Genomic DNA, 25,971 nt, shown 5'->3' with positions numbered 1-25,971 from the left:
AGGGGAGGAAATAGGAGTGGCTAATCAACCAAAGTATCAAAAGTTTCTGGCCGGCGCTGCATCAGCAGCACTCGTAGCATCTGCAGTAGCACCAGTAGCAAGCGCGAAAGAGTTCTCAGACACAAAAGGCAACACACACGAACGAGCGATCGACGCACTATCTGATGCTGGTATCATCTCGGGTTACGAAGAAGGCTCTTTCAAACCGAACAAAACGTTGACTCGTTCTGACGTTGTTAAATTGATGGGTAAATGGCTTGTTTCTGAAGGCTACGAAGTCCCTTCAGACTACAAAACGAACCCACGTTTCACAGATTTGACATCTGCTTCAAACGACGAGCTTCTAAAATATGCTGCAGTTGTTAAAGACAACGGCGTATTCAACGGAAGCAACGGTCGCCTTCTTGCAGGCGACAACATCACTCGTGAAAACATGGCAGTCGTACTTGTTCGTGCATTTGATACAGTCAAAGAAATCGATCTAGTACAATATGTAGATGGTCAAAACTTCGACAAAGAAGTTACTGACCGCAACGCTGCAAAAGCTGAAGCTCGTCCAGCAATCGATGTTCTAGACTTCTTTGACATCACAACAGTTGCAACTTTCAACCCGAAAGATACAACAACTCGCGGACATTTTGCTTCGTTCCTTAACAATTTCTTGAATGCAGACCTTTCAAACGTGACTGGTACTGAATCAGATATCCCATCAGATGTTGCATCAGTTAATGCAGTTAATGCTACTACAGTTGAAGTAACGTTTGTTGACACTATAGAGAACATAGACTCCTTAATGTTCACAATCGAAGGGTTAACTATATCTAATGCGGCAATAAAACAATCTGACGCAAAAACAGTTGTATTGACTACTGCGGTTCAAGAAGGTGGAAAGAAATACACTGTTTCATACAATGGAAGTGAGTTGGGTAGCTTTGATGGCGTCTCTACTGTAATCCCTACGAAGATTAATATCACTACCCAGTCTGTGCAAGGACAAGTCGGGGAACAAGCTATCATCTCTGCTGATGTGGGAGTAAAGCAAGCAGGAATCCCTGTAACATTCAATGTAATGGCTGATTCAAAAAACACCCTTAACAAAGACCAAGTTTTTGAAGCTGTAACAAATTCTGAGGGTATTGCAACATTATCTTATACTCAGTACGCTGCAGGCGATGATGCAGTAATCGCCTATCCGACTGGGGCACCAACTCTACGCAGCCATGCATTTGTTTTTTGGGGAGTTAATAAAATCCTTACAATTGCACCAGCTGACAAAACAAGTGAAGATAAAGGCAATACACTTAACAACGGCGAAGATAAGACATATAAGCTGACGTACCTTGACCCAAAAACCGGGAAGCCGATTGCCAATCAGCGCTTCTTCGTTACTTTTGAAGAAAACATTAACGTCAACATTGATAAAACTTCAAAAGCAACTGTAAACGGTGTAAACCCCTACCAATTATTGAACAACGATCAGCCTAGCGTTGCTTCAGTGACTACTGATGGCAAAGGGGAAGCCATTTTCACTGTGACAGGTTCGAACGCAAGCGCGACCCCTATCGCCTTTATTGACAACGGCAAGACGGATGCAACGACTTACGGGACAGACAAACTTCAAATACAAACAGAGAAAGTAACCTTTAACGCAGCACAATCCGAATACACGATTGAGATGTTCGGAAGTTTTGGTGAAGATCCGAACACTGCAGCTGGTTTTGAAAACGGTCGTGAATTTACGATAATGGTTTTTGACAAAAATGGTGAGCCCGCAGCAAACGAAGTTGTAAATATTGCCTTTAATGAAGATTTGGATCGAAACATCGCAACAAACACAGAAGCGTTTCTAATAGATCTAAGTGACTACTCATTTAAAAAACAAATCTCCGAAAAGACAAACGAATACGGAGAACTTATATTTACAATTGTGAGTGAAAAAGTCGGCGATTACGCAACCCCACTCGCATGGATTGACGTAAACTCTTCAAATGCTGCAGAAGGAAAACTTGACGAGGGGGAATCGTTCCAAATCGGCCAGATCACGTATTTTGAGAAGTCAATGCCAACCTACGGAACGCTTTTCGTGACAGACGGCAACGGTGCTGTGCCTAGACCGGATAAAAAAGTATTCACTGGCAAAGAAACCGCCATAGTCGAATACTACCCTGCTAATCAAAGCTTCTTCCCATTTGATCTGCCAGAAGAGTATAGCCATATCGATGCAACTTTTACAATATGGAATACTGGTGGAGAAGATGTAGAGATTAGCTACACTACAAATGATGGCGAAACGGAAACTCATGTCATTTCACCAAATCGGAGCATTACTACACCAACATTAAGCGGCTCTAGATACATGAATCCAGAAATCACCATTGAAACAGTTGGCGATACGTCATCTTCCGTCCGTGTAGTTGGTAGTGGTATTGCACAGCCTGATAAAAATCTTGCTAATAACAAAGCTCTTCCGATCATCTTGAATAGTATGGAGGACAAAATTGAATTTGTATCCACTCTATCTGTAGACCCAATCTATACTGGAATTGTTGAAACGATTAATACAGAAAAGAAATCTCTTACATTTTTCGACAAGTCGCCAGTATCCTATAGTGGTGCATCTTTCACTAACGAGAGAGGTGTAACCATTGATATTTCATACTTTGAAAAAATGGTGAAAGAGAATGAAGGCCGAGCGAAAGTCACTTATAAAAAAGAAGGAGATAAAGTTTCTTTCGCATTGATTTCTATAGATAATGTCAACAGCAACTATTCCTTTTTAATCACTACAACTGAAGCCGCTGCAAATGAGACGGGATTTACGTTTTTGGTAAATGCCACTATTGGGAATGAGTTTCCTACTGGTATACCGGACGTAAATGTCACGTTAGTAGATGATAATGATAATGCTATCGAAGTTTCAGAAATTCAGGCAACAGCTTTTACTGAAGGGGCATCGACTGTTACTGTCACTACAGATCCATTGGCTACAGGCGAATATACATTAACCGTAGTAATAAATGGAGTTGAAAAAGTATCTAACTTAACAGTGACATCTGAATAAGGGCAATGTGAATTCACTCACCTCAAAAAGGAAACCCAAAGTATAATGGGTTTCCTTTTTACTTTACTATCCCTACAAGTTTCCCACTTCAATTCACCACATATCTAACCAATCCAGTCGCATTGGCATATAACGCGGCGTGGGTTCTGTCTGCCAGTTCGAGCTTGGCAAGCACCTGACTGACATGTTTTTTCACGGTGTATTCAGTGATGTACATTTTTTGGGAGATTTCCTTATTTGAAAAACCTTTTCCGAGTTCCATTAACACTTCCATTTCCTTAGGCGTTAAGACTTCGGTTTGTTTTTCCGATTTATAAGAGGTGCTCGGTTTCATTACAAATTCGAGCACGCCTTGGTCGTAATAGGTTCGTCCTCTATTGATCATACGTAATGCATGCAACATTTCTTCAGGCAACGCTTCTTTTAACACATACCCGTCGACTTCCATTTCTTTTGCACGCGTGAAATCTTCTTTATCCGTTGAAGAGGTAAGCACAACAAACTTGCAAGTTGCACCTTGCCTTCTTGCTTCTGCAATCAAATCAAGACCTGATTCGTCTCCGAGCCTTAAATCGACAATCGTCAATTCCGGCTTTAAAGAATTCAATACAAGCAGCCCTTCCCTACTGTTTGCCGCTTCTCCAAGAATCTCTATATCATTTTCAAGAGAAAGGATAGCAGTTAAACCTTTTCTTACTAATGGATGATCATCAATAATTACAATTTTCATAGCTCTATCATCTCCCTCATTTCCCCTGTTTTACTTTTTGGAATTTCGATGAGGATAGTTGTTCCAAAATCGGGCGGACTCTCAATGAAAAGATTGCCTCCAAACAAATCAACACTCTGCTGCATATTGTAAAGGCCTATCCCTTGTTCTTTCTTTTCTAGTCCCCTCATTGACTGAAAACCATATCCGTCATCCCAGATTGTTATGACAGTATTTTCACCGGTAATTACAATTTCTAATTCGATTCGTTTACATTTGCCATGGCGCACCGCATTGCCACAAGCTTCACAAACGATTCGATAAATCGCTTCCTTTAACTCGGATGAAAGAATAGATTCATGCCCCTTGAGATTATGGTTAATGCTTATGTCATTAAGTTTTGCAAAATCTTTAACATACTTAGCAATCCTTGAAAAGAATGGTTTCTCTCCCTTTTTGACAGAGCTTAGTCTATAAATAGCTGCCCGTAATTCCTTCATCGTTTCTTGAGCGGATACAGAAAGAAATTTAAACTCCTCATCAAGTTCCTCTTTCGTCATGAATTGATTCTTTCCTCGCAAGCTATGAAGAGAATAGACGATACCAAACAATCTTTGCGACACACTATCATGTATTTCATTCGCAATACGGTTTTGTTCTTCTAAGATAAGCATCTGGTCCATCATTCGATCCATTGAAATCCGTTCTAGCATAATTTCACCAAGTTCTGCTATAACTTCAAACGGACGGTTTATAATTAACGGTTTCCAATCCTCTTGTAAATTGCCGATTTTCACACCTACAACTCCATTATTCGATGAAGTACGAATGACTTTCATCAGGTAAACTTCTTCACCGAAATTCCCCGCAAATGCCCCAGTTTGATTGCGAATCCAATGCCAAGCTTTTTGAAGCTCCAATTCCAGTTCAACAAATTTTGTCCTATTAACAATCTGGCTTTGTTGTTGCTCAGCATTTATAAGCCAGAAAAAAGCCTCCTCATATCGAGTGCATTTCCGTAATGACTCGGTCACTTCTACCATGACTTTTCCAGCGCTTTTTTTGCTCGTCATCCCCTCTGTCAAATGGTAGAACGACATGATATGTTCCATTGTTTCTATATGTTTTTCATTCATTACACTAAGCTTTTCGTTCACGAGTAAAAGTTCATCTTGCTGGATTCGCAGTAAACGAGCATTGGTATCAAGTTCTTTCGTCAGTTTGGAAAATAAACTAACAAGCAAAGTCGTCAACAAACATACTAAATAAAAATAAGATCTTTCCTCGAACACTTGCCCAATAGAATCTGCTCCAGCTAACCAGAACGTGATGAAAGTCGCGCTGCCAAGATAAAAAGTTAATGCTCCCCAACAATATAACGGTGCCAAATATCCTGCCGCTATAAGCACTGGATTCAAGGCATACCAGATGAATGGACTCGTAATGCCACCAGTCGGAATTAACAATAACGTTAACCCGATTGTTTCAGTTAGAACTATAGCTTGAACCACTTTTAAATTTCCTATATATCTTTTTTGCAAATCAGTGATCATCCATGCTGCAACTAGTAAGGCACTAATAATTCCAAGTTTGAAAATCCAGGGCGCTTGGGGGCCGAAGAGAAAAAAGACCGAAGTTAACAGTAGTGATATAGCCCGAAATAACAACGACAAGTTTAGAATATTCCCAGGGCTCCCTGTTAATGCTCGTAAAATCTCCTTACTCTTCCGCATAAATACTTCTACCTTCATCCCACATTTCATCGGTTACGGTCAAGTGCTCTTCAATCGCTTCATATTTATATAATTGGTTCCCGTCCACAATAAAATAGCTAGCCCTCACTACCCCTTCCTGTTGAACGAAAATAGGAAGTTCCTTCTCATCCGCTATTTTTAAAAGCGACTTTATATCTGACAACAGCAATATTGATTTTCCATCCATGCCTTCATTTCTCGATACGGCAATGATTCTATTTCCATACTTTTTATTAATCAATTCAATTTGTGATTTTCGTTTTCTTGGTTTCATAATGTTGTTCAAATAAATCCATAGCAGCGACAATACTATTGTCGACAGTAAACTAGAAATCCTTACAATAGTGACAGGTACATCGACACCTAAAAATTGGAGTGTGCTCGTAACAGTTTCAAGAGAACCGAACTGAATCGATGAGGTAAATTCTTTTTCGCTAGCCAAAACAATGCTGTCGAATAAATAATGGAAAACAAGGTTTTCATTTGCTTGCAATTCCCTTTCATTTCCATCAAAACTAATAGTCCCTTTTATCATCGGAGTTACTATTAAGGAATATTTAGAAGGAGTAATACCAGTTTCCTCTTCCGCCTGAGTAATGAACGCATTTATTTTATCCAGATCAATCGTATAGTTGCCATCAATAATCGAAACGGTTGTCCCTTTCTGTTGGAAGGATTGTTTTTGCTCCAACGGAAATGTCTTTTCCCAAAGATCTTGGGCGACTACTGTTAACTGGACTTCATGTTCCCCCTCAACCTTTACATCTTCTGCCGAGGTAACGATCGTTTTCATATCAATTGGAATTGCCGTTGTAATCTTCTTTAAAATCGTTTCTCCGACTGGAACTGTTCCTCCAGACGTATTGAGGACATTCGGTTTGATGGTAGCTTTATAGTCGTATATTGTCGTTATTTCAATTGGGTTTGAATGGGTCGTCGTAGTTGAAGTAGTTGGTTGTAGGAAGGAGTAGATTAAAATAGCAATGGATACAGCAAGGATACTAGAAAGGATTAAATTCCGTTTATTATTCCATCTTGTCAGAAATTGTTTCAAAACAGCCACTCCTTTACTCTTCGATTTCATCATCTATTTCGGTAGTCATTTCTAATTCGTCTACTTGCAGCGATTCTTCCGCATGTTTTTCAGGAGTATTCTCTTCTGGTTCTTCTTGCACAATAACCGCTTCTTCCTTCTCATCGCTATCTTCTTGTTCAGGATTTTCCACTTCCTCTTCTTCTTTTTCATCCTCTTCTTCCAACAGCTCAAGAAGGATCTGTTCTATGTTAGATTGGGGAATACTTGACTCTACCAATGCATAGCCACCATCCCATTCGACATCCAATAAAATCGATTCGCTTATTTCTTCAGGATGGCCTAGAATTGTAAAACTGGCACTTCTTCCTGGTCCGATTTGAAATGATTCATTTGGGGCTATGCTGCCAGAGTTTCTAACCTGTACAACGTTTTCCATGTTATTTGTAATCCAAAATAGCCGGCCTTCCCCATAATGGACAGATAATAAAGCATGACTTTCAGATACTGAGGACACTGTCGCTTTGTTCCGCAGTTCTGTGTTAGAAAAACTAGTACTTTGTAGAAGTAAAAGTGATAAGAACAATAATAATGCAGCACCATATAAGTATTTTTTCACCGAAATACCTCCCGAAAATAATAAAAACCCAATCAAATCGGACGCTTGTCCGCATTTAATCAGGTCGGTTGCACCATTAACTCCATACGTCCAAGGTGCCCAAATACAGGACGTATTTCATCGTTCCCATGATAAAATTGTAGTATTACAAGTATTATATCGAACACAATTTGAATATTTTGTCATTATTCGTAAGGAGTATAGTTCTATTTTTGATTATTCGGATGTTATTTTGGAACTAAATGTCGAATTTTTCCACTAATCAATAAAAAAGAGAATTGACCGTATAGATCAATTCTCCAAAAGCACTTTCTTCTATTAATCGACAGCCTCTCCACTGACAACAAGGTTCGGAGCAAAATTGCCGAGGCTTGCATTGTTTCCAACAACAATTTTCACATCTACTTTCGCAATTTGATTCATTTGAGCTGAAGGGCCTGAAGCAGCTGTCAATTTCGCAACATCAGCACCTCTTATACTATCGATTTCAGTCCAATTATCGTTTCCACTCTTCACCCAAACACTGATGCCTTCCGGCAAATTATATTCGGTTTTAATAGTTGCATACACAATATTTTCCGAGTTGTTTTCTACAGTAAAGAGCTCGTTCCAAATATACTCACTATTTTTCTGCAATCCAAATGACGAATTATTATTCCCTTTGTTGAAATCAATCTTTAACACACCATCTTCAATCGTTGTCGCATTATGTTTTCCGACATTTAATGCAAGAAGCGCTTCGTCTGTATTGACAACACTCCCTGTCATCGCACTCGTAACAGTTGCGGATGAATACGACATGGCGGCCATTAGGCTTGAAATTGCAAGTAATAAAACAATCATCAAGAGACTTTTTTTCGTTCGCACTACGACACCCCTTTTATTCTTTTATGAAAAAAGAATTGATGACAAATGCCATCAATCCTTTTTTTCATCCTTATTTCGCTTCCGCTGCAACGACTAGGTTCGGATTGAAATTGCCGAGAGATGCTTTGCTGTCTACTACCAATTTCACATCGACTTTAACCTCATGATCATTATTATTCTTAAATGCAACAGGAAGATTAGCAACAAAAGCACCGTTGACGCTGTCGATTTTAGTCCATTCGCCTTTTCCGGCCTTCACATACAAACTAACGCCGGCAGCAGGGTTGTTTTCTGTTTTGATAGTAACATCTACTCTGTTTTCAGAATTGTTTTTCACACTGAAAAGTTCGTTCCAAATGTATTCACTTTGTTTTTGAACCCCATATGAGCTGACAGGCATACTTGTGACATTCCCTTTATTGAAGTCAATCTTCAATACACCGTCCTCAACTTTTGCCGCACTGTGCTTTCCTGCATTCAGTGCCAATAAGGCTGTATCCGTCGTTTTCACAGTTCCTGTCATCGCACTTGTCACAGTTGCAGATGAATACGACATTGCAGCCATTAGACTTGAAATGGCTAGCAGCAACACTACCATCAATAAACTTTTTTTCGTCTTCAAAATACCATCTCCTCTACTTTTATTCGGCTCCTCGCCGTTGTCTAACTGATTTAAGTATAGAAAAGATATTCATAGACTTCGTCGTTCGTAAGAATACTTTTTTAGAACTCTTTCGTCTACATTGCAAGCTACTTTTGATACTTGAGACTACTACGAATGGCTACTAACAAGTATACTTTGGTACCATTCCCCTCCCTCTTTGGAGGGGTTAATTCAGGTGATATTTATCTTACAATTACAGTAAGGGGGAATATATATTGAAGCAATTATCGAAGGCTTTCAACATCCTGCTTCTATTCGTCATCCTGCTTACACTTTGTGCAGCAGTCGGATCTGCCATTATGAAAAAGCCGATATTGCTCACTGTTATACGCTCCGACAGTATGGTACCTGTCTGGGAGCGCGGGGATATGGTAGTCATTGAAAATGTCGGTAAAAAAGATACTATCAATGTGGGAGATATCGTATTCTTTACAACCGACAAAGGAAGTTTATCCACCAAAGGATGGATTGCACATCGGGTAATGGAAGGAAATGATGAAAAAGGATTTATCACAAAAGGGGATGCCAATAAACAGACGGATCAGGAATCAGCAGGTACAGGTTTGATTAAAAGAGAATGGATTGCTGCCAAGGCCGTGACAATCGGAGAATCCCCTCTCGTCATACCAAAAGCAGGCTATTTCTCTCTTTGGATGGAAAAATATCAAGGTAATCCATATGTATTGCCCGTCTTTGCCGTCATCTTAGCATTGCTTATTGGAATCGGAGAATTGAAATCAGGCAAACGGCATAAAAAGAAAAATAAAGGGATGGATTTGCAACTGATCTATATAGGCGGCGGATTTGTTATTGCGATGATCATGGGAGGTGCAATGCTCGCTTCCAGCCAACATGTGAGGCTTATATATGAGGTATCTGAAACGAGCAAGGGGGTCCTCATGGGAAGTTCCTTAGGTATTTTGCAAGTTGGGGATGTTGTAACACAACCGCTATCCGAACTACGAAATGATGGCTTCATTCCGTCAATTGGTGTAATCACAACGAATGATAACCAAATTGTATTAAGTCACGAAAGGCTCAACCTTACAAAAGGACAACTTGTTGAAGCAGAATACACGCTGCATGCCGAAAAACCAGGAAAGTACGAAACAGCCATACGAGTTGGCATCTTTTATCCGTTCCTGCCTTCATCAGTCATCTATTTTCTTGCACAGAAATCTTATTGGCTAGCCCTAATCATTATCTCGGTCATTCCTGCATTACCGCTAATGGCATATCCATTTCTAGACGGGAAAATGAGAAGAAGAATGGGGAATGTGTTTCGTAAGAAGTCGAGAAAACTTCGAGGGACTTTACCATTTTAATCATTCAATATCGAAGCACCTTGTCCAAATGGGCAAGGTGCTTTATTTACACAAAAATATTCCGAATGGTAAATCTATCGACCATTCGGAATCTCGCATTACTTATTCATGAAATTTTTAAATGGATATAGTGAAATGAACAGTTCACCTTTTACTCTTTCCTTCGGTATCAATCCTACATCACTGCTTCGACTATCCAAGCTTTCACCAGGCGTTCTGTTATCCCCCATAACGAAATATGAGTCCTCTACCACTGTCATTTGAGCCATATCATTCGGGACTCCCATGGCGAATTCTTCATTTACAGCTTCACCGTTCACAAGTACTGCCCCGCCTATGATTTCAACCGTGTCATCTGGTACAGCAATAATTCGTTTAATAACATCAAAACCGTTTTGATCTCGGAACAAAATAATGTCATTTCTTTCTAGATCATAGAAAAGGTTGCTCGTTACAACAACGTCATTGTTTTGGATTGTTGAGGCCATTGAATTCCCGCTTATTACTGTTATTCCGATTACGCTACGTACAATGAAAACAATTGCCGCTACTATCAGTACAAATTTTACCCAACCCAATATACCTGTTAGAACTTTATTTGTTTCTTGTTCCTTTTGAGCTGTTGCGGCAACATCAAGTTTGACCATATGCATTATATATCAAGTCCTTTTCTTTCATCAGAACCAACTTCTTGATCTTGTTCAGGTTCTTGAATGACTTCTGTTTCGATTTCAGCTTCTGATTCATCAGGATCGTCTGACTCAACTTCAGGTGTAGTTTCGACCTCTGTTTCGAGTTCCGTTTCGCTACCTTTTTCATCTGATTCGGTACCCTCTTCAATCTCAACTTCGGTAGTAGGCTCAGGCACAGGAGTAGGCTGAGATACCTCCGCTTCAGGTGAATTGCCTGGAATACTACCTTGCATAGCCTTTTCCATTTCCCTAATCGCTTCTTGGTAAATACTATCCAATTCCATTTGAATACTGTTTTCCCCAGCTGATTTGTCAATTGCCATGCTATTGATCAACTCATCGGCATAGCTTCTTAAATTGCTAGTTCGCATTTCCTTCTCAGCAATCGTAAAAGATTCAATGTACTGACTTGCTTGTTGAATTTCTTTTTGCAACTGTTCTTGTATGCGACCAATTTGAATATCACGTTCATTCTCGATAGCATGTCTAATCTCTTCAACCGCAGTTCCTCTTTTCGAAGTAAACCAATTTGTAAGAAGTGAATGTACATCCTGCTTTGCGAAAGCGATTGATACACCGCTTCCAAGTATCCCGGTCAAAAGAACAGCTCCAATTAGGAATTTAACCTTTTTCATATAATGAAATTTATTATTCTTATACCTTGTTATTCTAGTTTCCACTTTGCAACCCCCTCATTAAAATATTAGGGCCTCGTCAAATTGAACGTCAGGCCCTAATAAGTTTTATTTATTCATTGATGCTGGAAACGACTTCGTCCAATGCTGCGATTGCTTCGGATTCTAGTTCCGCTGCTTTCGTGGCAATTAAGCCTTCTTGTGTTGTTACTAGATTGGCTAGAATTCCTTTAACCTTGCCTCGCACTTCGTCAATCTTCCAATTGATTTGGCTCTTTAAGTTACGAGTGTTGATTTCCTGTTGTGTTGCTAACTCGGCAGTCAGTTCTTCTTTTGCAATTCGAATCGCTTCTTCCAATTCAGTGACGGCCGCGTCTTTCGCTGCAGTTAAGTCATTAGTGACTTGTTCAATAGCTGCTTGTCCCTTTTCACCTGTAAATGCAGTTAAATCAGTAGTAGCATATGCTAGCGCTGCGTCTCCAGCTTCTTGAATTTCAAAATAACCTTTAAGGAATTCATTATAAAAAGCAAGTCCTGCACCATCGATCAATTCATCCTTCGTACTTTCCACCGATGCTATCCGGCTCGCTTTTGCTTTTGAGATTTCTGTTGAAGCAGCCCCAATTTCACTATCTCTTTTACCGTTGATTTTTGTTTCCGCTCCAGTTTTCATTCCGTTATATTCATTTTCCAACCCAGGCATTAGTCCTTCCGCATACTCTGATACATCTGAGTTAATGGCCCCTAACGTTGCATTAAACTTCCCATCATACCAAGATTTCAAAGCTCCGCCTGCATCTGTGTTAGCAAATGCCATCCCGACGCCTGATAATAATCCTACCGAAATTGCCCCAGCCAGTACTTTTTTCTTTACAGTGATTTTCATTGTAAAACTCCCCTTTTTTCTTTTTTTATTTTTAGGTTTCACCCATGGAGTGAACCGTAGAAACCTTACTCCGATAAAATGTCTTCCAAAACGTCAAGAAGATCATTATCGATTTCATTAATCATTTCTTGCAAATCTACATCATCCATAACCCATTCGCTATCCAACAAGTATTCTTGGGTGTCTGAAATTTGCTGAAGGTATTCGATCTTGTATTTGCTCATTTCATTAAGCTTATCTTTTATAGTTAATCGACCGAAATTCTCAAGCGTTTCTTCAGCTTTCTTCATTGACTGCTCTTCCTGTGTGGCTACAGCTTCCTCCAGTAAAGAGATCCCTTGTTGCAACTCTTCACTTGACTGATCAGTAATGAATGCAAATTTACCTTTAAACGAATCAGCAATATTTAGAGCAAACTCCGACTTAGCATAGATCGAGGTACTTGCGAGCAAGAAGCAGCAAGTTATGAGTCCGAACGCAATTTTTTTCATTATCACCTACCCCTTCAGTTAACCATGTCTTTTACACTAACTCTCAAGTATTATTTGACCTACCTAAGATTGATTAGTGGGTTTTTCTATCTGTACTCAGTATAGGTCCTATGATTCTACTCCTCTTCCCTCCTTCGGATACTTTTTCATTCCTCTTTAGTGCTCAAATCCATATACTTTCTAATAACTCCTTCTTCTCCCTTTGTGTAAGTCGGTATACTTTTGTACCACCTGAATTGTGTGTAACTTGTTTAGGTGCCTGTGCAGACACATTTATAACCATTCGCCCAGAAGTATTTACATTCAAAAAAGCCATCCGTGTCTTTAACGGATGACTTTCGCTTGCGTCAATATACAATTGTAGTGAATAATCAGGATTGCGTGCTGTACAGGTACCAAAATGGTGAAAGCCCCACGTAAAGTGTTGCAAAGCATATTAACCTATAGCATATTCCGTTCTCTTTCCGAGATCTTTAGTTGGTCTCGCTGGTGGTACATCGGTATTCGGTGCGTATGTGTACACACATAACAGGTCCACTATAAGGTACATTTGTCTATGATCATTATCGTTTTCATAGAACAAAATTGGCTGTTCGATTTCATCTGCAATTTTCAACATAGATGTAAATGTAGCGAAGTGGACGATGGTCTTTTCTGTAAAATCAATTTGTTGTGAAATTGGAATTACTCGCCTTCCGTACTTCTTACTAAGCCTATCCGCTTCCGATGTAATAGCGGTCACTGGACCCTCGTCCAAATATACAAGCGAAAATAGGATGGACAAAATAAGAAGAAGGAATAAAGATGTACTAATAATCCGCATGAGCAGCAAGGAAATCGATAATCCAAGTAGACTGAATGATGTCGTCATAGTTTGATTTTCATTGGGCTGAATAGCAGTAGAGTAGGCTTTCTCACTGGCAAGTTTAATTTCCTCAGGCAAATAATTGAATACAAGCTTGTCCTGGATGTCGATTTCCTTAACCTTATCCGAGTATTGAAGTTCTCCTTGAATAGTTGGAACAACTTCGAGTTCGTATTGGGGATACCTCACTCCAGTTTCATTCTCCACTTGAAGAATAAACGTATTTACTTGGTCTAAGTCGATTTGATAGGAACTGTCTATAACGGATATTTCCGCCCCTTTACCCTCGAAGCTTTGCTTGTTCTGCAAAGGGAAAGCCCTCTCCCAATTATCTCCCGCTTTAATAAGTAGTTGCACTTCGTAAGATCCTTTGGCGAGCACTTCCTCCTCTGCACTTATGACGGATTTCAAATCGAAAGGAATTGCAGTAGTGATGTTCTTATAGAGAGTATCGCCTACCTCAACCGTTCCTCCATTTGGATGAAGAACGTTAGGTGTAACGACTGCTTGATAAGCATATGTCGTTTCAATTCTAGGTGAACTGTCAACGGATTGAAGAGATGGCGTTCTCGGGGTGATCCAAGAATAAATGGACAGGCCACCCATCACGATTAATAAAGACAGTAAGGTGAAAAATAGTTTCTTATTGTTCTTTTTTAGTACAGTAGCTAAGATTCTGTTCAGCATTATCGCACCTCCCAGCCAAAATTCCAGCCTAATTATGGGCTAGTATAACAAAGGAACTAAAAACAATTCGTCGATTTACGCGGTTCGACCCGTTCTATTTTTGTCGAATAAATGAAGGACGTGGCATTAACTTTGCTTTTCATTCCGGCTCAGCATAGACAATATAACGCTTCGGTGCATTTCCAACGTACCTAAATGGATAGCACGTGGATAACGTTAGCATTTCATCAGGGGCTGTAGATCGGATGACTGTTGTATCTCCTTCATCTACAATTTCCGAACCTATAACGTTATATGTAAAAGTACCATGCTGCATCTCTACAATGATCTTGTCGCCATTTTGCAATTTGTCCAATCCAGTAAATACAGTGTCTCTATGTCCCGAAAGTAGAATTTGATCTTTTTGGCCGGGATAAACGGAATTTGTATAGTGACCAACACCATATTTAAGTGCATTCTCATCTGTTCCTTCTACAATCGGAAGCTCTTTGTTGATAAGGGGTATTTGCAGGATACCAATTGTTTCACCGTTCTGAAAGGCATGTTCAGATGCCTGGATTGGTTTTATTATTTTCTGTTCCTCCAAAATTCCTCTCGCTTGGACAAGTGCAGCTTTTTCGGACTGGTGAACGGACTTTAGCTGCATACCAGCGTATCCTATGAAAAGTAGTCCAGCAGCAAATAAAATCAAAGCCATATTTTTCAGCACTCTAAATCCCCCCATCTAAAATGAAAAGCCACCCATGCACGTTTCGCCATGCACAGGCAGCTTCCAAAAAACTTGTCTATTGAGCCGGTTTCATTCGTCGATAATGCCTGACAATCATCAATACAATTCCGGCCGTTAATAGTACAAAACCAGTTAACATGAAATTAAATATATTTGTCGACGTGGCTGGTAAAGTAAAACCTGAAGAAGCTGAACCCCCACTGTCAATCATTCCTTTTGCCATAGCTTGGACCGCTATCTCATCCTTTCCTTCCGCTGCAAAAGTGAAAGTAAATGCAGACGCTAGCCCTTGAAAATCATTTCCGAGATGCTCTGGAAAACGAATCGTAATATCCAAACTTTCCTCATTGCCACTTATAAGTTCTCTTGCTGGAAGAGTTGTAAATTCAGCCAATTTCCCAATATACAATTCCACGTCAGCGGCTTTTATTTCCAGCAATAACTCATTAAATAGCTTCACTTCTCCGTCGTTCTGCAATTCCATCTGATAGTCAAAATCTTTGCTTCCTGAATTTTTGACTGTAATCGTTCGGGGTGCCCAGTCGCCGGGCTTCATATTGCTAATGTCGAATAAAGTACCTGTCGGTGAAAGGCTGATGTCCAATTCATTTGTATCCGTCTCATTCTCACCTTCCGCAAATACACTTGCTATGGGAATGAAACATAATCCGCTAATTAATAATAGAAGTGAAAAAAGTTGAAACAGCTTGCTCATAGTAGTGCCTCCTTACACATCTGCTTGCTTTTTTTGAGGCAGTTCAATTTGAGAAAGAACTTTCCAAATTGTAAAGGCAGAATAGATAAGCAACAGAAAACCAGGGATAAGCAGCAGTAATGCACCATTCTTAGACTGAGCAAAGTTAATAAAGTAACCGACGTAAGGCACTGTGAAACCAGTGTACTCCGCGACCACATTGCCCGATTGGACTGGATTCATATCCTCCGCGTTATTGTTGTCACCTTTTGTGCGGTAAAGTACATTATCACCACTTTTTACTACTTCGGTAATTCTATGTGTAATCAAAATATCTTCTTCCATGAATGTGATAACGTCGCCTTCTTTAAAATTGGTTTTATCTTCGACCAATTTTACGGAAATGATTGAGCCGGTTTTAATTCCCGGTTCCATGGACCCCGAGAGCACTGATTTAAATTGATAGCCGAAAAGCTGCGGCTCCCCGCCAGCTGCTTTCGTGATGACCACGACGGAAGCTACCCCGATCAACAAGACCATGAGTATTGTAGAGACTATGCTATTAATCCACTTCATTATTTTCTTCGTTCTCATTTGTATCCCCCTCTGCTTTCACTGTGTTTTTTGTTCTGGTTTTTCAGGTATACTCATTTCTTTGTCAAGATCACTTTCTATAGAAGGCTTTTCCTCAGTTCCATTTGTAGATTCATCTTCTTTCGGTTGTGTTTGAATGTCTTCTTCAGGATTACCTTGCTCTTCATCTCTGTTAACATCCAAATCATCTTTATCCTCCGTACCATCCGATTCGCTTGGCTCTTCATTTTCCTCGTCAGTTGCCTTGTCATCTTTTAGTTCATCATTAATTCCAGTTTCTTTCTCGGAATCTGCATCGATTTCCTCACAGTCTACCTCTTCGGAATCGCCATCAACCACATCAGTTCCTGCTTCTTCTTGAGGTACGTCTACTTCTACTTGGTCTTCGCCGCCAATTGCATTTTCATCGCCTGGTGATGAATCGTTATTAGTTTCTTCCTGAGGTGTTTCTATTTCATTTTCGTTACCTGCAGTTGTTTCGTCACCTGATGGTATGTCATTTTGGGTTTCCTCCTGAGGAGCTTCTACTTCTACTTCCTCAACGACAGTTGTTTCGTCGCTTGATGGTATATCATTTTGAGTTTCCTCCTGGGGCGCTTCTACTTGATCTTCGTTACCGACAATCGTTTCGTCGCCTGCTGATATATCATTTAGGGTTTCCTCTTGAACCTCTTCTACTTCAACGTCAACAGTTGGTTCGTCAACTGGTGAAACATTGGTTTCGGTTTCTACCTGAGGTACTTCTACTTCACCTTCATTGCTGACAGTCGTTTCGTTATCTGATGTGACATCGGCTTCGACTTGCTCCTGTGGCGTATCTACTTCACCTTCGCCGGACGATGCATCGCTTTCATTTTCCTCACTTGGTGTATCCGCTTGGACACCATCAACAGCTGTTCCTTCGTCTGATTCGTCAATGCTTTCTATTTCTTCTTGGGATGTGCCATCTTTGGCTTCGCCATCGATAATAGATTCTTCATTTGGCACTTCCCCTACTTCACTTTCCTCTATAGGAATGCCTGACTTGTCTTCGTTATCGACAACAGTTTCCTCGTCCGATTCGATTTCTTCACTACATGATTTTGTAACTGGATCCCATACAGCAGTCACCATCTCTGACACTTCTGCCCTGCTGCTAAGATATGCAGATGTGTCAGATGTCATATAACTAGTGCTAAAAATAATTAAATAACCTATGAGTGCCAACTTTAAAGTAAGAAAAAGTCCTTGTCGCCTTTTTCTATGTGTGCGTATACGCTTTCTTCTCAAACGTGATCCCGCCTTTCTAATTTTCGTCAATGAAGTTTCTTAACTATATTCCTCAAAACATAAAAAGAGTTATATGTTGAGAAATATACATAAGGAATATCACCGGCGGCCTAGTGAAATACAATGAGGGAGGAGAAAGGCTCTCCTCCCATTGTTTAAATTACTTTGCTACCCCTTTTGTTTGTTGTGCATCGAATGACCATTTCAGTTCCAATGAAGCACCTTGGTATTCGTTTTGTTCAGCACCGTTATCTACAAATTCAAATTTCACATACATATTGTCTTTTGTGCCAGCTTTGAGACCGCTGTCCTCTCCACCTTGCCATCCAAAAAATGTAGGTGACACGTTCTTAACTGCATCTGGAGTCATGTTTGCTAACTCGCTTAATTTTTTGCTTGTAATTACATTAGAAGGTCCAAGAATGCTTCCTTTGTCTTCGTTTCTAAGGAAATGCACAATAATATGGTCTCCAAAGCCTGGTACAGATTCCGTATATTCAGTAGTTAAAAACACTTTAGAAATATCGAGAGTACCATTGTTTTCCAATTTAAAAGTACGGTTCATCCAGTCACCAGGCTTAATGTTTGTGACATTGATAAATGTTTCAGGGTTCACCGCTAAATCCAATGTTCCTGCAGCAAATGTATTCTGTTCGCTTACCGCAACATCATTGAAATAAGCATACGTTCCCCCACCAATCATACTTACAGCCAATGCACCAGTTGCGACACCCATTGCTAGTTTCTTTTTAAGACCCATTTTAAATTCCTCCAATTATTATCATATTTTTTAATTGCGGTATTGCTATTCAGTCAGTTTCTTTTGCTTCGTGATGCAGATTTGGATCAATGCACCATTTTCATAGTCTGGCAGTTGTTTTGCTTCCACTGTTTCACCTTTTGTCTGGAGTGAATTCTTATTGTTATTCGAAGAAGTTTTAGATTAAGATATCGAGTGCTATTACATAAGAAACTCTTTTCCAGATGAAAGTGCAACTACGCCATTCATCTCCTCCTTTTGCTTCGCTTTATCCACTATGAAGATGGAACTATAGTTAGTATAAACAGAGAAAATCGATTCAACTCCCCTCGAACGGGTGATTTTTCGCACCTCGGCATTCTACTTTAGGATGATTTAGATAATGCACTTTTGTGTCATTCAATTTAATTGTTCTTTTGGTAGAATATTTGTACTAATTCGTTTGTAGGAGTTAAGCGGCAGAGATCCTCATATGTGGAACGCTTTTATTATTGTCGAGGGGGCTATATTGAAATGAGAATTGTAGTGGTGGATGATCAAACACTCATCCGTAAAGGGGTGATTTCGATCCTTTTATTGCAAGAGACATGGGAAGTATCAGGTGAAGCTGGGACCATTAGTGAAGCGTTGATACTAATTCAAAAAACAAATCCGGATTTGACTATTGTTAACTTCCATCTTGGAAAAGATAGTGGTTTGGATGTCATCACTGAAGCAAGAGAAATAGATTCCACTTGCAAATTCGCAATCCTAACCTATTCCAACGATCCCTTGTCTTTCGAACGTGCAAAGGAATTAGACATAGAGGGATATATTTCACTGAATGCACAACCCGAAGAACTCGTCTATGCCATCCAAGTGATTCAAAGAGGTAGGAAGTATTATGACCCGGACATTATAGACTTACTGATGCAAACACAGAAGAAGCCACAAGTGGACGACCATCTTGCGGAAAAACTTACTTCTAAGGAAAGGGAAGTATTGCAAAAACTCGGTTTAGGATTTTCAAACAGACAAATATCCGAAAGTCTATTCATTTCGGAGAATACGGTGAAAAAGCATGTCAGCCATGTTTTATCGAAGTTAAATCTTGGCGATCGCACTCAAGCTGCGCTTTATGCAAATCAAACGGGGTTGGTGAGGTAGGCTGTTCGGTGAGATTGCATGGAATCAAAATAAGAGATATCGACAAAAGCTTCATAAAGTCGATATTTCTTTTCTTAATTAATTTGGGGTTTTCCTAACTGTTTAAGGAAAGGCAACATTCGTAATATCTAGCAGTTACCTTAGTTAAACAAAATGAAACCTTTATAAGGATTTAACTTCTCTCTGCCTTGTATCTAGTAAATCTCTCAACATCCCAAAATCTTTTGGAGTATATTTCATTTATTAACACTACACATTAATGGTAAATTGAATAATCTATTGCAGTCTCGCCGTATCCACATTGCCCGAGCCTAATCCGGATTCAAAACCAGATGTAGGTTCAGGATTATATCTAATCCCTGGAGCTCCGACTGCTTTCCAAAAATGTATATTCTGACGGGATAAAACCTGTCACCATACATCCGCTTCAAAACATGACCGAGATAACGCTGGGTTGGATTATAAAATGTGATTGAGAAAAAGCGATATCATTTGTATTAGTCAAACGGGATCTGATTATGTTATGTGATTGGAAAATGAAACTGAGATAATGAAAGATTAAGTTAATAGTTTGCTCGACAAGCTTAAAAATAAGAAGCGAAAAAAAAGCAATCATTCTTTTTCGAATAAGAATGATCGCTTTTTCTTCAAACTTTCCTTTACTTACAAAAGCATCTATCCGAAGCGCCTAATCCAAATACTCATCAATCTCATCCCCATATTTCTGCTTCATCTTTTCCCAAAACTCTATTTCCTTCGTTTCCATACTATCGTCCCCATCGACCCATTTGCCAATTTCACAAATGATCCTTACAAGCAAATTCAGCATGCGCACCTCCGTTAAGTGGTAATAGCTCTTCGATCTGTATACGGAACAATTTTCGTATCGTTACTTAAATATAACGGATGTTTCGGCGAACCGTTCTTCGTTTTCCCAAAACAATAAAGCTGCTTCCCAATATGATCCGCATGTTCCAACACCCATTTGTACTCTTTGAACTTTGCATTGCTTCCCCAAGCAACGATAACCTTATTTGTCTCATTCATTGCCTGTTTGACAATCTCTCCATTTTCAGACAAGGATGGGTTTGATGCCTTACGTAATTCCACCGGCGATACAGCTCGATATGAGTAAAGATTGACGATATCATAACCACCAAATCCTCCTGCCTTGGCAAATAAAATACAACGATTCAATGTCCTATCACACACTCGCAAATCTGCAATGCTCGGATTAAACATAATGAACAAGCATTTTTCCTTACCACTATTCCATATACAAGATAATTTCAGCCGATGCGCTTTCGTCTCGTCAAACAACACTTCAACCTCTTCATTTCTCTTCCATTCTCTCACCTTCGCACATCCCCCTATATTTCGTTTTGTAGCCTCAAATCCCCAGTCAGTTGATGCATATGCTTCCCGATAATGTTCATTCGCGCAAATCCTTCGAACGTGAAGAAATAGACATGCGCTTCAAAATCCCAATCCGTCTTTTGAACTTCAACAATTTCCACTCCTTCACATGGAACTGAAACCGACAGCCCCCTCTCATGCGAAATAAAGATCCATTTATCCTCCTGCCCTTTTTTCCGTTTGACGGAGACGCTAAGATGAGGTCCTCTCATAACAATTCGGTCTTCCCATGTGCCATAGTTTGTAATAAGCGAAATGCGCTCCGGCACGATCCTTTTACAGATGGATAGCAGTCTCTTCAGCTCCGAACGCTGACCAAACTCCATATGCATTCACCCCTTGCCTTCCTTTCTTTCATTCTACGCAATAAAAAAACCGGACCTTTGAGAATTTACTTAAAGGTGTCCGGAATATTGTTTGTATAATTTAATAGCTTCCTCTTTCATACGTTCGACCAATTCAGGAGGATGTAGCACTTCTGCATCACTTCCCCACGTCAATAGCCATCGTACAAGACCAACGGAATACACCGCTTTCGTGAATAACTTGAATCGGCCATTCGATTGCACCCTAATATCAGCCTTCGTACCAAATTTATCGATAACGACATTAATCAAATGCTTATCGAACTCTACTTCCATTGTTATGTCTTTACCTGCATACATATGAAACAGATTCTTCAAATACTCATTCACATCAAACGATGGCTCTCTAACAAAATGGGCTTCTTGAACAAATAAGTTTCGCATGCGATCGATGCGAAAATGCTTTTTCCCATCGCCATCCTTTGGCACTGCGATCAAATAATAAAAATCATTGCTCCAAACAAGGGCGTACGGCTTCATCCGATAAAAATCGCCATTCTGATTTAACACGAACTCTTTTTCTGTATTGTATTTCCCATATTGAAACTGGATGACGTTAGAATGATGGATCGCTTCGTGAAGTAGATGCACCGTTTCCCCTATTTGCTTCAACGCAATGCCAATCTCCTCCGCCACAAATATTTGCTTATCCATTTCATCAGCAACGTGCAGTCCGGAAAATTTCTTTAACGTATCTACTATCTGAACACTCTCTTGTGGAGGAATGAACCTTGCCGCCATCACTGCATCCACCAATAATCTTAACTCCTGCAGTTGCAAGCCAATGCCTCCGTACCAATATAGATTTTCTAACCCTTGCTGCTCTTTGTAGTGAATTCGAAACCAAGACGATGTTACCAACTCATTCAAATCCGCTCTGACGGTAGCTGGTTTCACGTCAACCTCAATTGGAAATAAATCGACGATATCATTCAACGTCAAAGGATGTCCCTCATCTGAATGCTGTTGCATAATTTGGACGAGATGTAGTAATCTTTTCCTTGAACTAAAATTGCTCACGCCTCCACTTTCTCTTTCAGCGCTTCACACATATCATCTAGCCACTTGATGCACCGTTCTTTCAACATCGGATTTGGATGACGATAAAATGGAAAATTCTCAGCTGGCAGCCCCTCGATTTCAATGAGATTTGAAAGGTAGTCATGCGCTTTTATTGCATCTTCTCTAATGAATCTTTCTTTCCCCCACGCCGCAATTACTCTCGGCCGATCCGACACTAAACGATGTATGGAACCTTGGCGATTTTCGGAAAAAATGCTATGCTCCCCATAACCTACTCTGTTTAATGTTTCTTTCAGGCTCCTAAATTCATCTATTTTCCCCGCCCGCAAATCAGACAAATTGATAATATAAACCATATCCCATTGCATCCGTTCCATCAGCCTCATCAATTGATACTGCGTCGGATCCTCTTGCGCCCGCACAAATGGAATCTCAAAAAGATTATCCCTATAGAGAGGATAAACAAACGAATTATCAGCAGGCTTACAAGACCCCGGATTCACCATTACAATCAGAGCATCCGCTGCTTCGGACATAACCCCTTTGCGCATAATCCTTGCCAACCCTCGGCATTCATAATCAGTATCCTCAACATTCAATCGATAAAAAACCCCTTCTGTATAAAATCTCTTCCTTAACTCCCCCGCCAGAATAAACACCAATCCCCTCTTCCCTTCATAAATAATTTTTCGTAACGGCTAATATATGCCTATCTATCTAATACTGCATGAGGAGTGGATATCCTCTAATCTTCCAGCATTTGAACAAACCCCCTCTTTGGGGGGGATTTTCAAGCCCACTACTCAATTAAAATACTTGTTTTTCATTAATTAACCAAATAAAAGTCAACCAGCATCACCCGGTTGACTTTCCCTTCCCTATACAGCCATCTCACTTATCAAACTTACGATAATTCCTGTCCTTCCCTTTCTTGCGAATGAAATAGCTCGCCTTCGTTTCACTCACTGCTCCGTACGGAGTCTGACCCTCAATCTTATACTTCAGCATGAAAGCTCGAAAATACCTCTTCTCAAATGAATATTGACTCAAATCTAGAACGACTTCGTTGCCATGATTGAACACGATTTTCGTCTGCCTTTTATCAATGGCTTCGTACTCCTTGACATGGTTCGCAGCACACCAAACGCAGTCCTTCTTGTCTGGCGACATGCTCGGAAACAAGTACACGCTCTTCGACAAATTCAACACAATAGGAGGCATAGAGATTTCCCCTAAAAGCGTGCGTGATCCGTCTTTCGCTCCCCTGAGGCTGGAACCGTAGCGGCGAAGGCTATAATCGATCAAGTCCGTTGGTTCGATATTCACTTTAAACATATCAGTCGCTTCCATCACAATCGAAAGCAAGCGACCGTTCTCGTCAAACTCCGGTAAAATGATGCTTGTTTTATCGTTCACTATATACTTTTCTTTCATTTCCATATGAAATCCCCCTTTTTTAATTTTTATTACATATTTCTTAAAAAAGGAGTATACTGACCTATAGGTCGGTACACTCCGGCTCGCAAGTCCTCGAGTGGGTCTCCGCAGACTCAGACACTCGGGGACTTTCCGTTTTTAGTGATCACCTCCCAAAAGCCGCAGCCATTCGTGCACTGACCAGCCTGTAGGATTCGCAATCATTGTGTTGATGTCAGTAAGCGCTTTCAATCATTTCTTGCCATCTATCAAAAACAGCTTATTAGTCTTCAAGACTCCCCTTACACATGGCGTCGATTGTTTATACATTCATCTATTTGCTTACACTATCCAATACGATTACGCGAATCAAAAACCCGTACCTTCTATTTTCGGCCGGTCGAAGTGCAATAATTTATTGAGTTTGACTGCATGCAAATATAGTTTTTTAACACTAGAACAATAAATAGCAATACTCACCTCCTATTTATCATCGCATTCAGTATAGTATGAAAGAAATAAATAATCAACCAATTATGGGATTTTTATAATTATTTTGTAGCATTTTGTCTAAAAATTAGATTAACATCACCTAAAAAGGCCTTCCGCATTTGCAGAAGGCCCTTGTCTTTATCAGTCCCTATACCTCTTCCTCCATCAACTCCTTCAGCTTCTTCAACAGCCTCTGCCTCCTCTTCTTCACCCCGGCAACCGAAATACCGAAACGATCGGCACATTCTGCCAAGCTGCACCCTTCGACAAAAATCCATTGGATAAGCGCTTTTTCGGAAGGGCTTAGTCGTTCAATCGCGTCATGGAGACGGTCAAATCCATCATCTTCGCCCGCGCCCCCAATAACGTAAACGAGCACATCATCTTCAGTCGGCATGACGTTATCTTCAAAACGGCTTTCCCTTTTTAACTCGTCCAACATCGCACCGCGGATGCTGCGATAGGCAAATGGCGTGAAATCGCCTTTTTCATCATCAAATCTCGTCCACGCCTGCCATAACGCCACCCTCCCTGCCTGCCTGTACTGTTCATGATCACGGTAAATATTCAACTTCCTAAGTGAATGTGAAATCATCGGTTCATATTGCACCAACACATCTTCGAATTCCAACACGACGAAACCTTTCCGATCGTGCACGACACATCGTATTCCCGGGTGATTTCATCGTAATCGTCAATTGAATTGTTCACAGTTCGAGAAAATTCATTTTGAGCGCCAAAACTTCAATTATTGAAGTACAAACGTAAAGTTTCACATCGAGTTTCATTGTTTTACGCTTTCAAACTTCAATTATTGGTTGATTTATGTTCACTGTTCATAAAAAATAAATTTTGGTCTCGAGTATCCTTTTCGACCACTCCCCTCTATATAAAAAGAAAAGGGGAAATTCAAAATGACACATTACCTAAAGGACTACTCAAAATTCAACACAATCGCAGAAATGGATGCAGCTGCAGAACAGCATCTTTCACTTCACTGGGACAACTTAACGAAATCGGATCGCCAAGTACTCGACGTCATCCGCCGCTATTCGGTGAAATACGGTGCAGCTCATTTAAAGCATGGGACAATCGAAGACGCTACAGGAAAATCAAACATCACTATCCGTCGTGCCATTCGCAAACTCGTCAAACTAGAAATCATTGAAAAAGTTCACTACATCCGCCCAGTCATGAGCGGACTCGGCGCTAACATCTATATCATTTTACCGTTCGATGACCAGGGGAAAATGAACGACCGTGACCATAACGACAAACCGCATGACGACGAGGAAAACATGCAAGTTTCAAAGGATGAAGCTCTACTTTCTAAATCTCTATTAAGTTCAAAAGATATTAACTACACGTCTCCTGCGGAATCGCAAAAGTTATCCACAAGTCTATTCAGCCGGATGAATGAATTGCTTGCGAGAACAATTGGTGACACAAAATTAGCCCGTGAATTCTTTGGAATTCACCGGGCCATTTCTGGACGCATGTTGAAATATGAAATCTATAAAGACGACAAGCACATCTTCGAAGACCTTGCCTATCGTGCACTTATGATCACTGTCATGGCGACGAAAAAGAAAGCAATCCGAAACATGCCGGGATACTTCAAAGGTGTGTTGGACAAGTTGGTCGACGAAATGTATTTCAAGGATATGTTCATGCTGTTTGATGCGCCGGTTGAGGGGTTTTATTGTCCAGAGTGAATTGCACGTGCACATACCTCAACTATTGATTTAATTTTTCTTTCCTCAAAAGTATCCTTTAGC

27 protein-coding genes and 1 riboswitch are annotated in these 25,971 nt (G+C 40.2%); of the genes, 4 read left to right on the top strand and 23 right to left on the bottom strand.

The features are described from left to right. The first annotated feature begins 16 nt into the window (after positions 1 to 16). The gene (locus AC0L13_RS02965) at positions 17 to 3,061 is read left to right on the top strand and encodes an S-layer homology domain-containing protein (protein ID WP_473643798.1); all 3,045 of its coding nucleotides are present in this window, start codon (positions 17 to 19) and stop codon (positions 3,059 to 3,061) included. Between the two features lie 88 nt (positions 3,062 to 3,149). Here the strand turns inward: AC0L13_RS02965 and AC0L13_RS02960 are convergent, their stop codons facing one another. From AC0L13_RS02960 to AC0L13_RS02935, 6 genes are all read right to left on the bottom strand, one after another. Continuing rightward, the gene (locus tag AC0L13_RS02960; RefSeq protein WP_473643796.1) at positions 3,150 to 3,791 is read right to left on the bottom strand and encodes a response regulator; all 642 of its coding nucleotides are present in this window, start codon (positions 3,789 to 3,791) and stop codon (positions 3,150 to 3,152) included. Next, on the bottom strand, positions 3,788 to 5,281 hold the full coding sequence (locus tag AC0L13_RS02955; protein ID WP_473643794.1) for a sensor histidine kinase: 1,494 nt from the start codon (positions 5,279 to 5,281) through the stop codon (positions 3,788 to 3,790). Before AC0L13_RS02955 ends, AC0L13_RS02960 begins: the two co-directional genes overlap by 4 nt. A gap of 208 nt (positions 5,282 to 5,489) precedes the next feature. Then, complete coding sequence (locus AC0L13_RS02950; protein ID WP_473643791.1) at positions 5,490 to 6,578, bottom strand: DUF5305 family protein; 1,089 nt, start codon at positions 6,576 to 6,578, stop codon at positions 5,490 to 5,492. Between the two features lie 13 nt (positions 6,579 to 6,591). Then, positions 6,592 to 7,176, bottom strand: a complete 585-nt coding sequence (locus AC0L13_RS02945) for a hypothetical protein (RefSeq protein WP_473643789.1) — start codon at positions 7,174 to 7,176, stop codon at positions 6,592 to 6,594. A gap of 54 nt (positions 7,177 to 7,230) precedes the next feature. Continuing rightward, a riboswitch (cyclic di-GMP riboswitch) is annotated at positions 7,231 to 7,313 on the bottom strand. Positions 7,314 to 7,494: 181 nt separating this feature from the next. Further along, positions 7,495 to 8,043, bottom strand: coding sequence for a DUF1102 domain-containing protein (locus tag AC0L13_RS02940; protein WP_473643787.1), 549 nt, complete (start codon positions 8,041 to 8,043; stop codon positions 7,495 to 7,497). A 70-nt stretch (positions 8,044 to 8,113) separates the two neighbouring features. Beyond that, complete coding sequence (locus tag AC0L13_RS02935; protein ID WP_473643785.1) at positions 8,114 to 8,665, bottom strand: DUF1102 domain-containing protein; 552 nt, start codon at positions 8,663 to 8,665, stop codon at positions 8,114 to 8,116. 257 nt (positions 8,666 to 8,922) lie between these two features. Here AC0L13_RS02935 and AC0L13_RS02930 point away from each other — a divergent pair, with 257 nt between their 5' ends. Then, positions 8,923 to 10,032 carry a signal peptidase I gene (locus AC0L13_RS02930; RefSeq protein ID WP_473643783.1) on the top strand — a complete coding sequence of 370 codons (1,110 nt, stop codon included), beginning with the start codon at positions 8,923 to 8,925 and terminating at the stop codon, positions 10,030 to 10,032. Positions 10,033 to 10,130: 98 nt separating this feature from the next. On the opposite strand, the gene lepB is transcribed toward AC0L13_RS02930, so the two are convergent. The 10 genes from lepB to AC0L13_RS02880 all read right to left on the bottom strand — a co-directional run bounded on the left by lepB (position 10,131) and on the right by AC0L13_RS02880 (position 18,335). Further along, on the bottom strand, positions 10,131 to 10,685 hold the full coding sequence (gene lepB / locus AC0L13_RS02925; protein WP_473643781.1) for a signal peptidase I: 555 nt from the start codon (positions 10,683 to 10,685) through the stop codon (positions 10,131 to 10,133). Continuing rightward, on the bottom strand, positions 10,685 to 11,404 hold the full coding sequence (locus tag AC0L13_RS02920) for a hypothetical protein (RefSeq protein ID WP_473643779.1): 720 nt from the start codon (positions 11,402 to 11,404) through the stop codon (positions 10,685 to 10,687). Before AC0L13_RS02920 ends, lepB begins: the two co-directional genes overlap by 1 nt. 67 nt (positions 11,405 to 11,471) lie before the next feature. Next, positions 11,472 to 12,245, bottom strand: a complete 774-nt coding sequence (locus AC0L13_RS02915) for a hypothetical protein (protein WP_473643777.1) — start codon at positions 12,243 to 12,245, stop codon at positions 11,472 to 11,474. A 65-nt stretch (positions 12,246 to 12,310) separates the two neighbouring features. Continuing rightward, a complete protein-coding gene (locus AC0L13_RS02910) occupies positions 12,311 to 12,736 on the bottom strand; it encodes a hypothetical protein (protein ID WP_473643775.1) in 426 nt (141 codons plus the stop codon). Positions 12,737 to 13,172: 436 nt separating this feature from the next. Then, complete coding sequence (locus AC0L13_RS02905) at positions 13,173 to 14,288, bottom strand: DUF5305 family protein (protein WP_473643773.1); 1,116 nt, start codon at positions 14,286 to 14,288, stop codon at positions 13,173 to 13,175. A gap of 139 nt (positions 14,289 to 14,427) precedes the next feature. Beyond that, a complete protein-coding gene (locus AC0L13_RS02900) occupies positions 14,428 to 14,997 on the bottom strand; it encodes a class D sortase (RefSeq protein ID WP_473643771.1) in 570 nt (189 codons plus the stop codon). Between the two features lie 76 nt (positions 14,998 to 15,073). Further along, positions 15,074 to 15,733: a TasA family protein gene (locus AC0L13_RS02895; RefSeq protein WP_473643769.1), complete on the bottom strand. Its 660-nt coding sequence runs from the start codon at positions 15,731 to 15,733 to the stop codon at positions 15,074 to 15,076. A 12-nt stretch (positions 15,734 to 15,745) separates the two neighbouring features. Continuing rightward, the gene (sipW, locus tag AC0L13_RS02890; RefSeq protein ID WP_473643767.1) at positions 15,746 to 16,306 is read right to left on the bottom strand and encodes a signal peptidase I SipW; all 561 of its coding nucleotides are present in this window, start codon (positions 16,304 to 16,306) and stop codon (positions 15,746 to 15,748) included. An 18-nt stretch (positions 16,307 to 16,324) separates the two neighbouring features. Beyond that, entirely contained in the window at positions 16,325 to 17,575 is a 1,251-nt protein-coding gene (locus AC0L13_RS02885) for a hypothetical protein (RefSeq protein ID WP_473643765.1), read from the bottom strand. A gap of 160 nt (positions 17,576 to 17,735) precedes the next feature. After that, complete coding sequence (locus AC0L13_RS02880) at positions 17,736 to 18,335, bottom strand: TasA family protein (RefSeq protein ID WP_473643763.1); 600 nt, start codon at positions 18,333 to 18,335, stop codon at positions 17,736 to 17,738. A 513-nt stretch (positions 18,336 to 18,848) separates the two neighbouring features. On the opposite strand from AC0L13_RS02880, the gene AC0L13_RS02875 reads away from it, so the two are divergent. Beyond that, a complete protein-coding gene (locus tag AC0L13_RS02875; RefSeq protein ID WP_473643761.1) occupies positions 18,849 to 19,481 on the top strand; it encodes a LuxR C-terminal-related transcriptional regulator in 633 nt (210 codons plus the stop codon). Positions 19,482 to 20,169: 688 nt separating this feature from the next. Here the strand turns inward: AC0L13_RS02875 and AC0L13_RS02870 are convergent. The 7 genes from AC0L13_RS02870 to AC0L13_RS02840 all read right to left on the bottom strand — a co-directional run bounded on the left by AC0L13_RS02870 (position 20,170) and on the right by AC0L13_RS02840 (position 24,851). Continuing rightward, positions 20,170 to 20,310, bottom strand: a complete 141-nt coding sequence (locus tag AC0L13_RS02870) for a hypothetical protein (RefSeq protein ID WP_473643758.1) — start codon at positions 20,308 to 20,310, stop codon at positions 20,170 to 20,172. Positions 20,311 to 20,321: 11 nt separating this feature from the next. Next, positions 20,322 to 20,837 (bottom strand): DUF1643 domain-containing protein, encoded by a 516-nt coding sequence (locus tag AC0L13_RS02865; RefSeq protein WP_473643756.1) that lies wholly within the window; start codon positions 20,835 to 20,837, stop codon positions 20,322 to 20,324. A 14-nt stretch (positions 20,838 to 20,851) separates the two neighbouring features. After that, positions 20,852 to 21,223: a hypothetical protein gene (locus AC0L13_RS02860; protein WP_473643754.1), complete on the bottom strand. Its 372-nt coding sequence runs from the start codon at positions 21,221 to 21,223 to the stop codon at positions 20,852 to 20,854. Positions 21,224 to 21,292: 69 nt separating this feature from the next. Next, complete coding sequence (locus AC0L13_RS02855) at positions 21,293 to 22,282, bottom strand: helix-turn-helix transcriptional regulator (protein ID WP_473643752.1); 990 nt, start codon at positions 22,280 to 22,282, stop codon at positions 21,293 to 21,295. Further along, positions 22,279 to 22,884, bottom strand: coding sequence for a DUF1643 domain-containing protein (locus tag AC0L13_RS02850; RefSeq protein WP_473643750.1), 606 nt, complete (start codon positions 22,882 to 22,884; stop codon positions 22,279 to 22,281). The genes AC0L13_RS02855 and AC0L13_RS02850 overlap by 4 nt, the downstream gene beginning before the upstream one ends. 292 nt (positions 22,885 to 23,176) lie before the next feature. Beyond that, the gene (locus AC0L13_RS02845; RefSeq protein ID WP_473643748.1) at positions 23,177 to 23,725 is read right to left on the bottom strand and encodes a competence protein ComK; all 549 of its coding nucleotides are present in this window, start codon (positions 23,723 to 23,725) and stop codon (positions 23,177 to 23,179) included. 616 nt (positions 23,726 to 24,341) lie between these two features. Further along, the gene (locus tag AC0L13_RS02840) at positions 24,342 to 24,851 is read right to left on the bottom strand and encodes a sigma-70 family RNA polymerase sigma factor (protein ID WP_473643746.1); all 510 of its coding nucleotides are present in this window, start codon (positions 24,849 to 24,851) and stop codon (positions 24,342 to 24,344) included. 256 nt (positions 24,852 to 25,107) lie between these two features. Here AC0L13_RS02840 and AC0L13_RS02835 point away from each other — a divergent pair, with 256 nt between their 5' ends. Then, positions 25,108 to 25,908 carry a hypothetical protein gene (locus AC0L13_RS02835; RefSeq protein WP_473643744.1) on the top strand — a complete coding sequence of 267 codons (801 nt, stop codon included), beginning with the start codon at positions 25,108 to 25,110 and terminating at the stop codon, positions 25,906 to 25,908. Positions 25,909 to 25,971: the final 63 nt, after the last annotated feature.

The sequence above is a fragment of the Sporosarcina sp. QA0331 genome (assembly GCF_055808055.1).
Note: the sequence above shows the minus strand (reverse complement) of the source record. Positions and strands in the feature narration are given on the sequence as shown.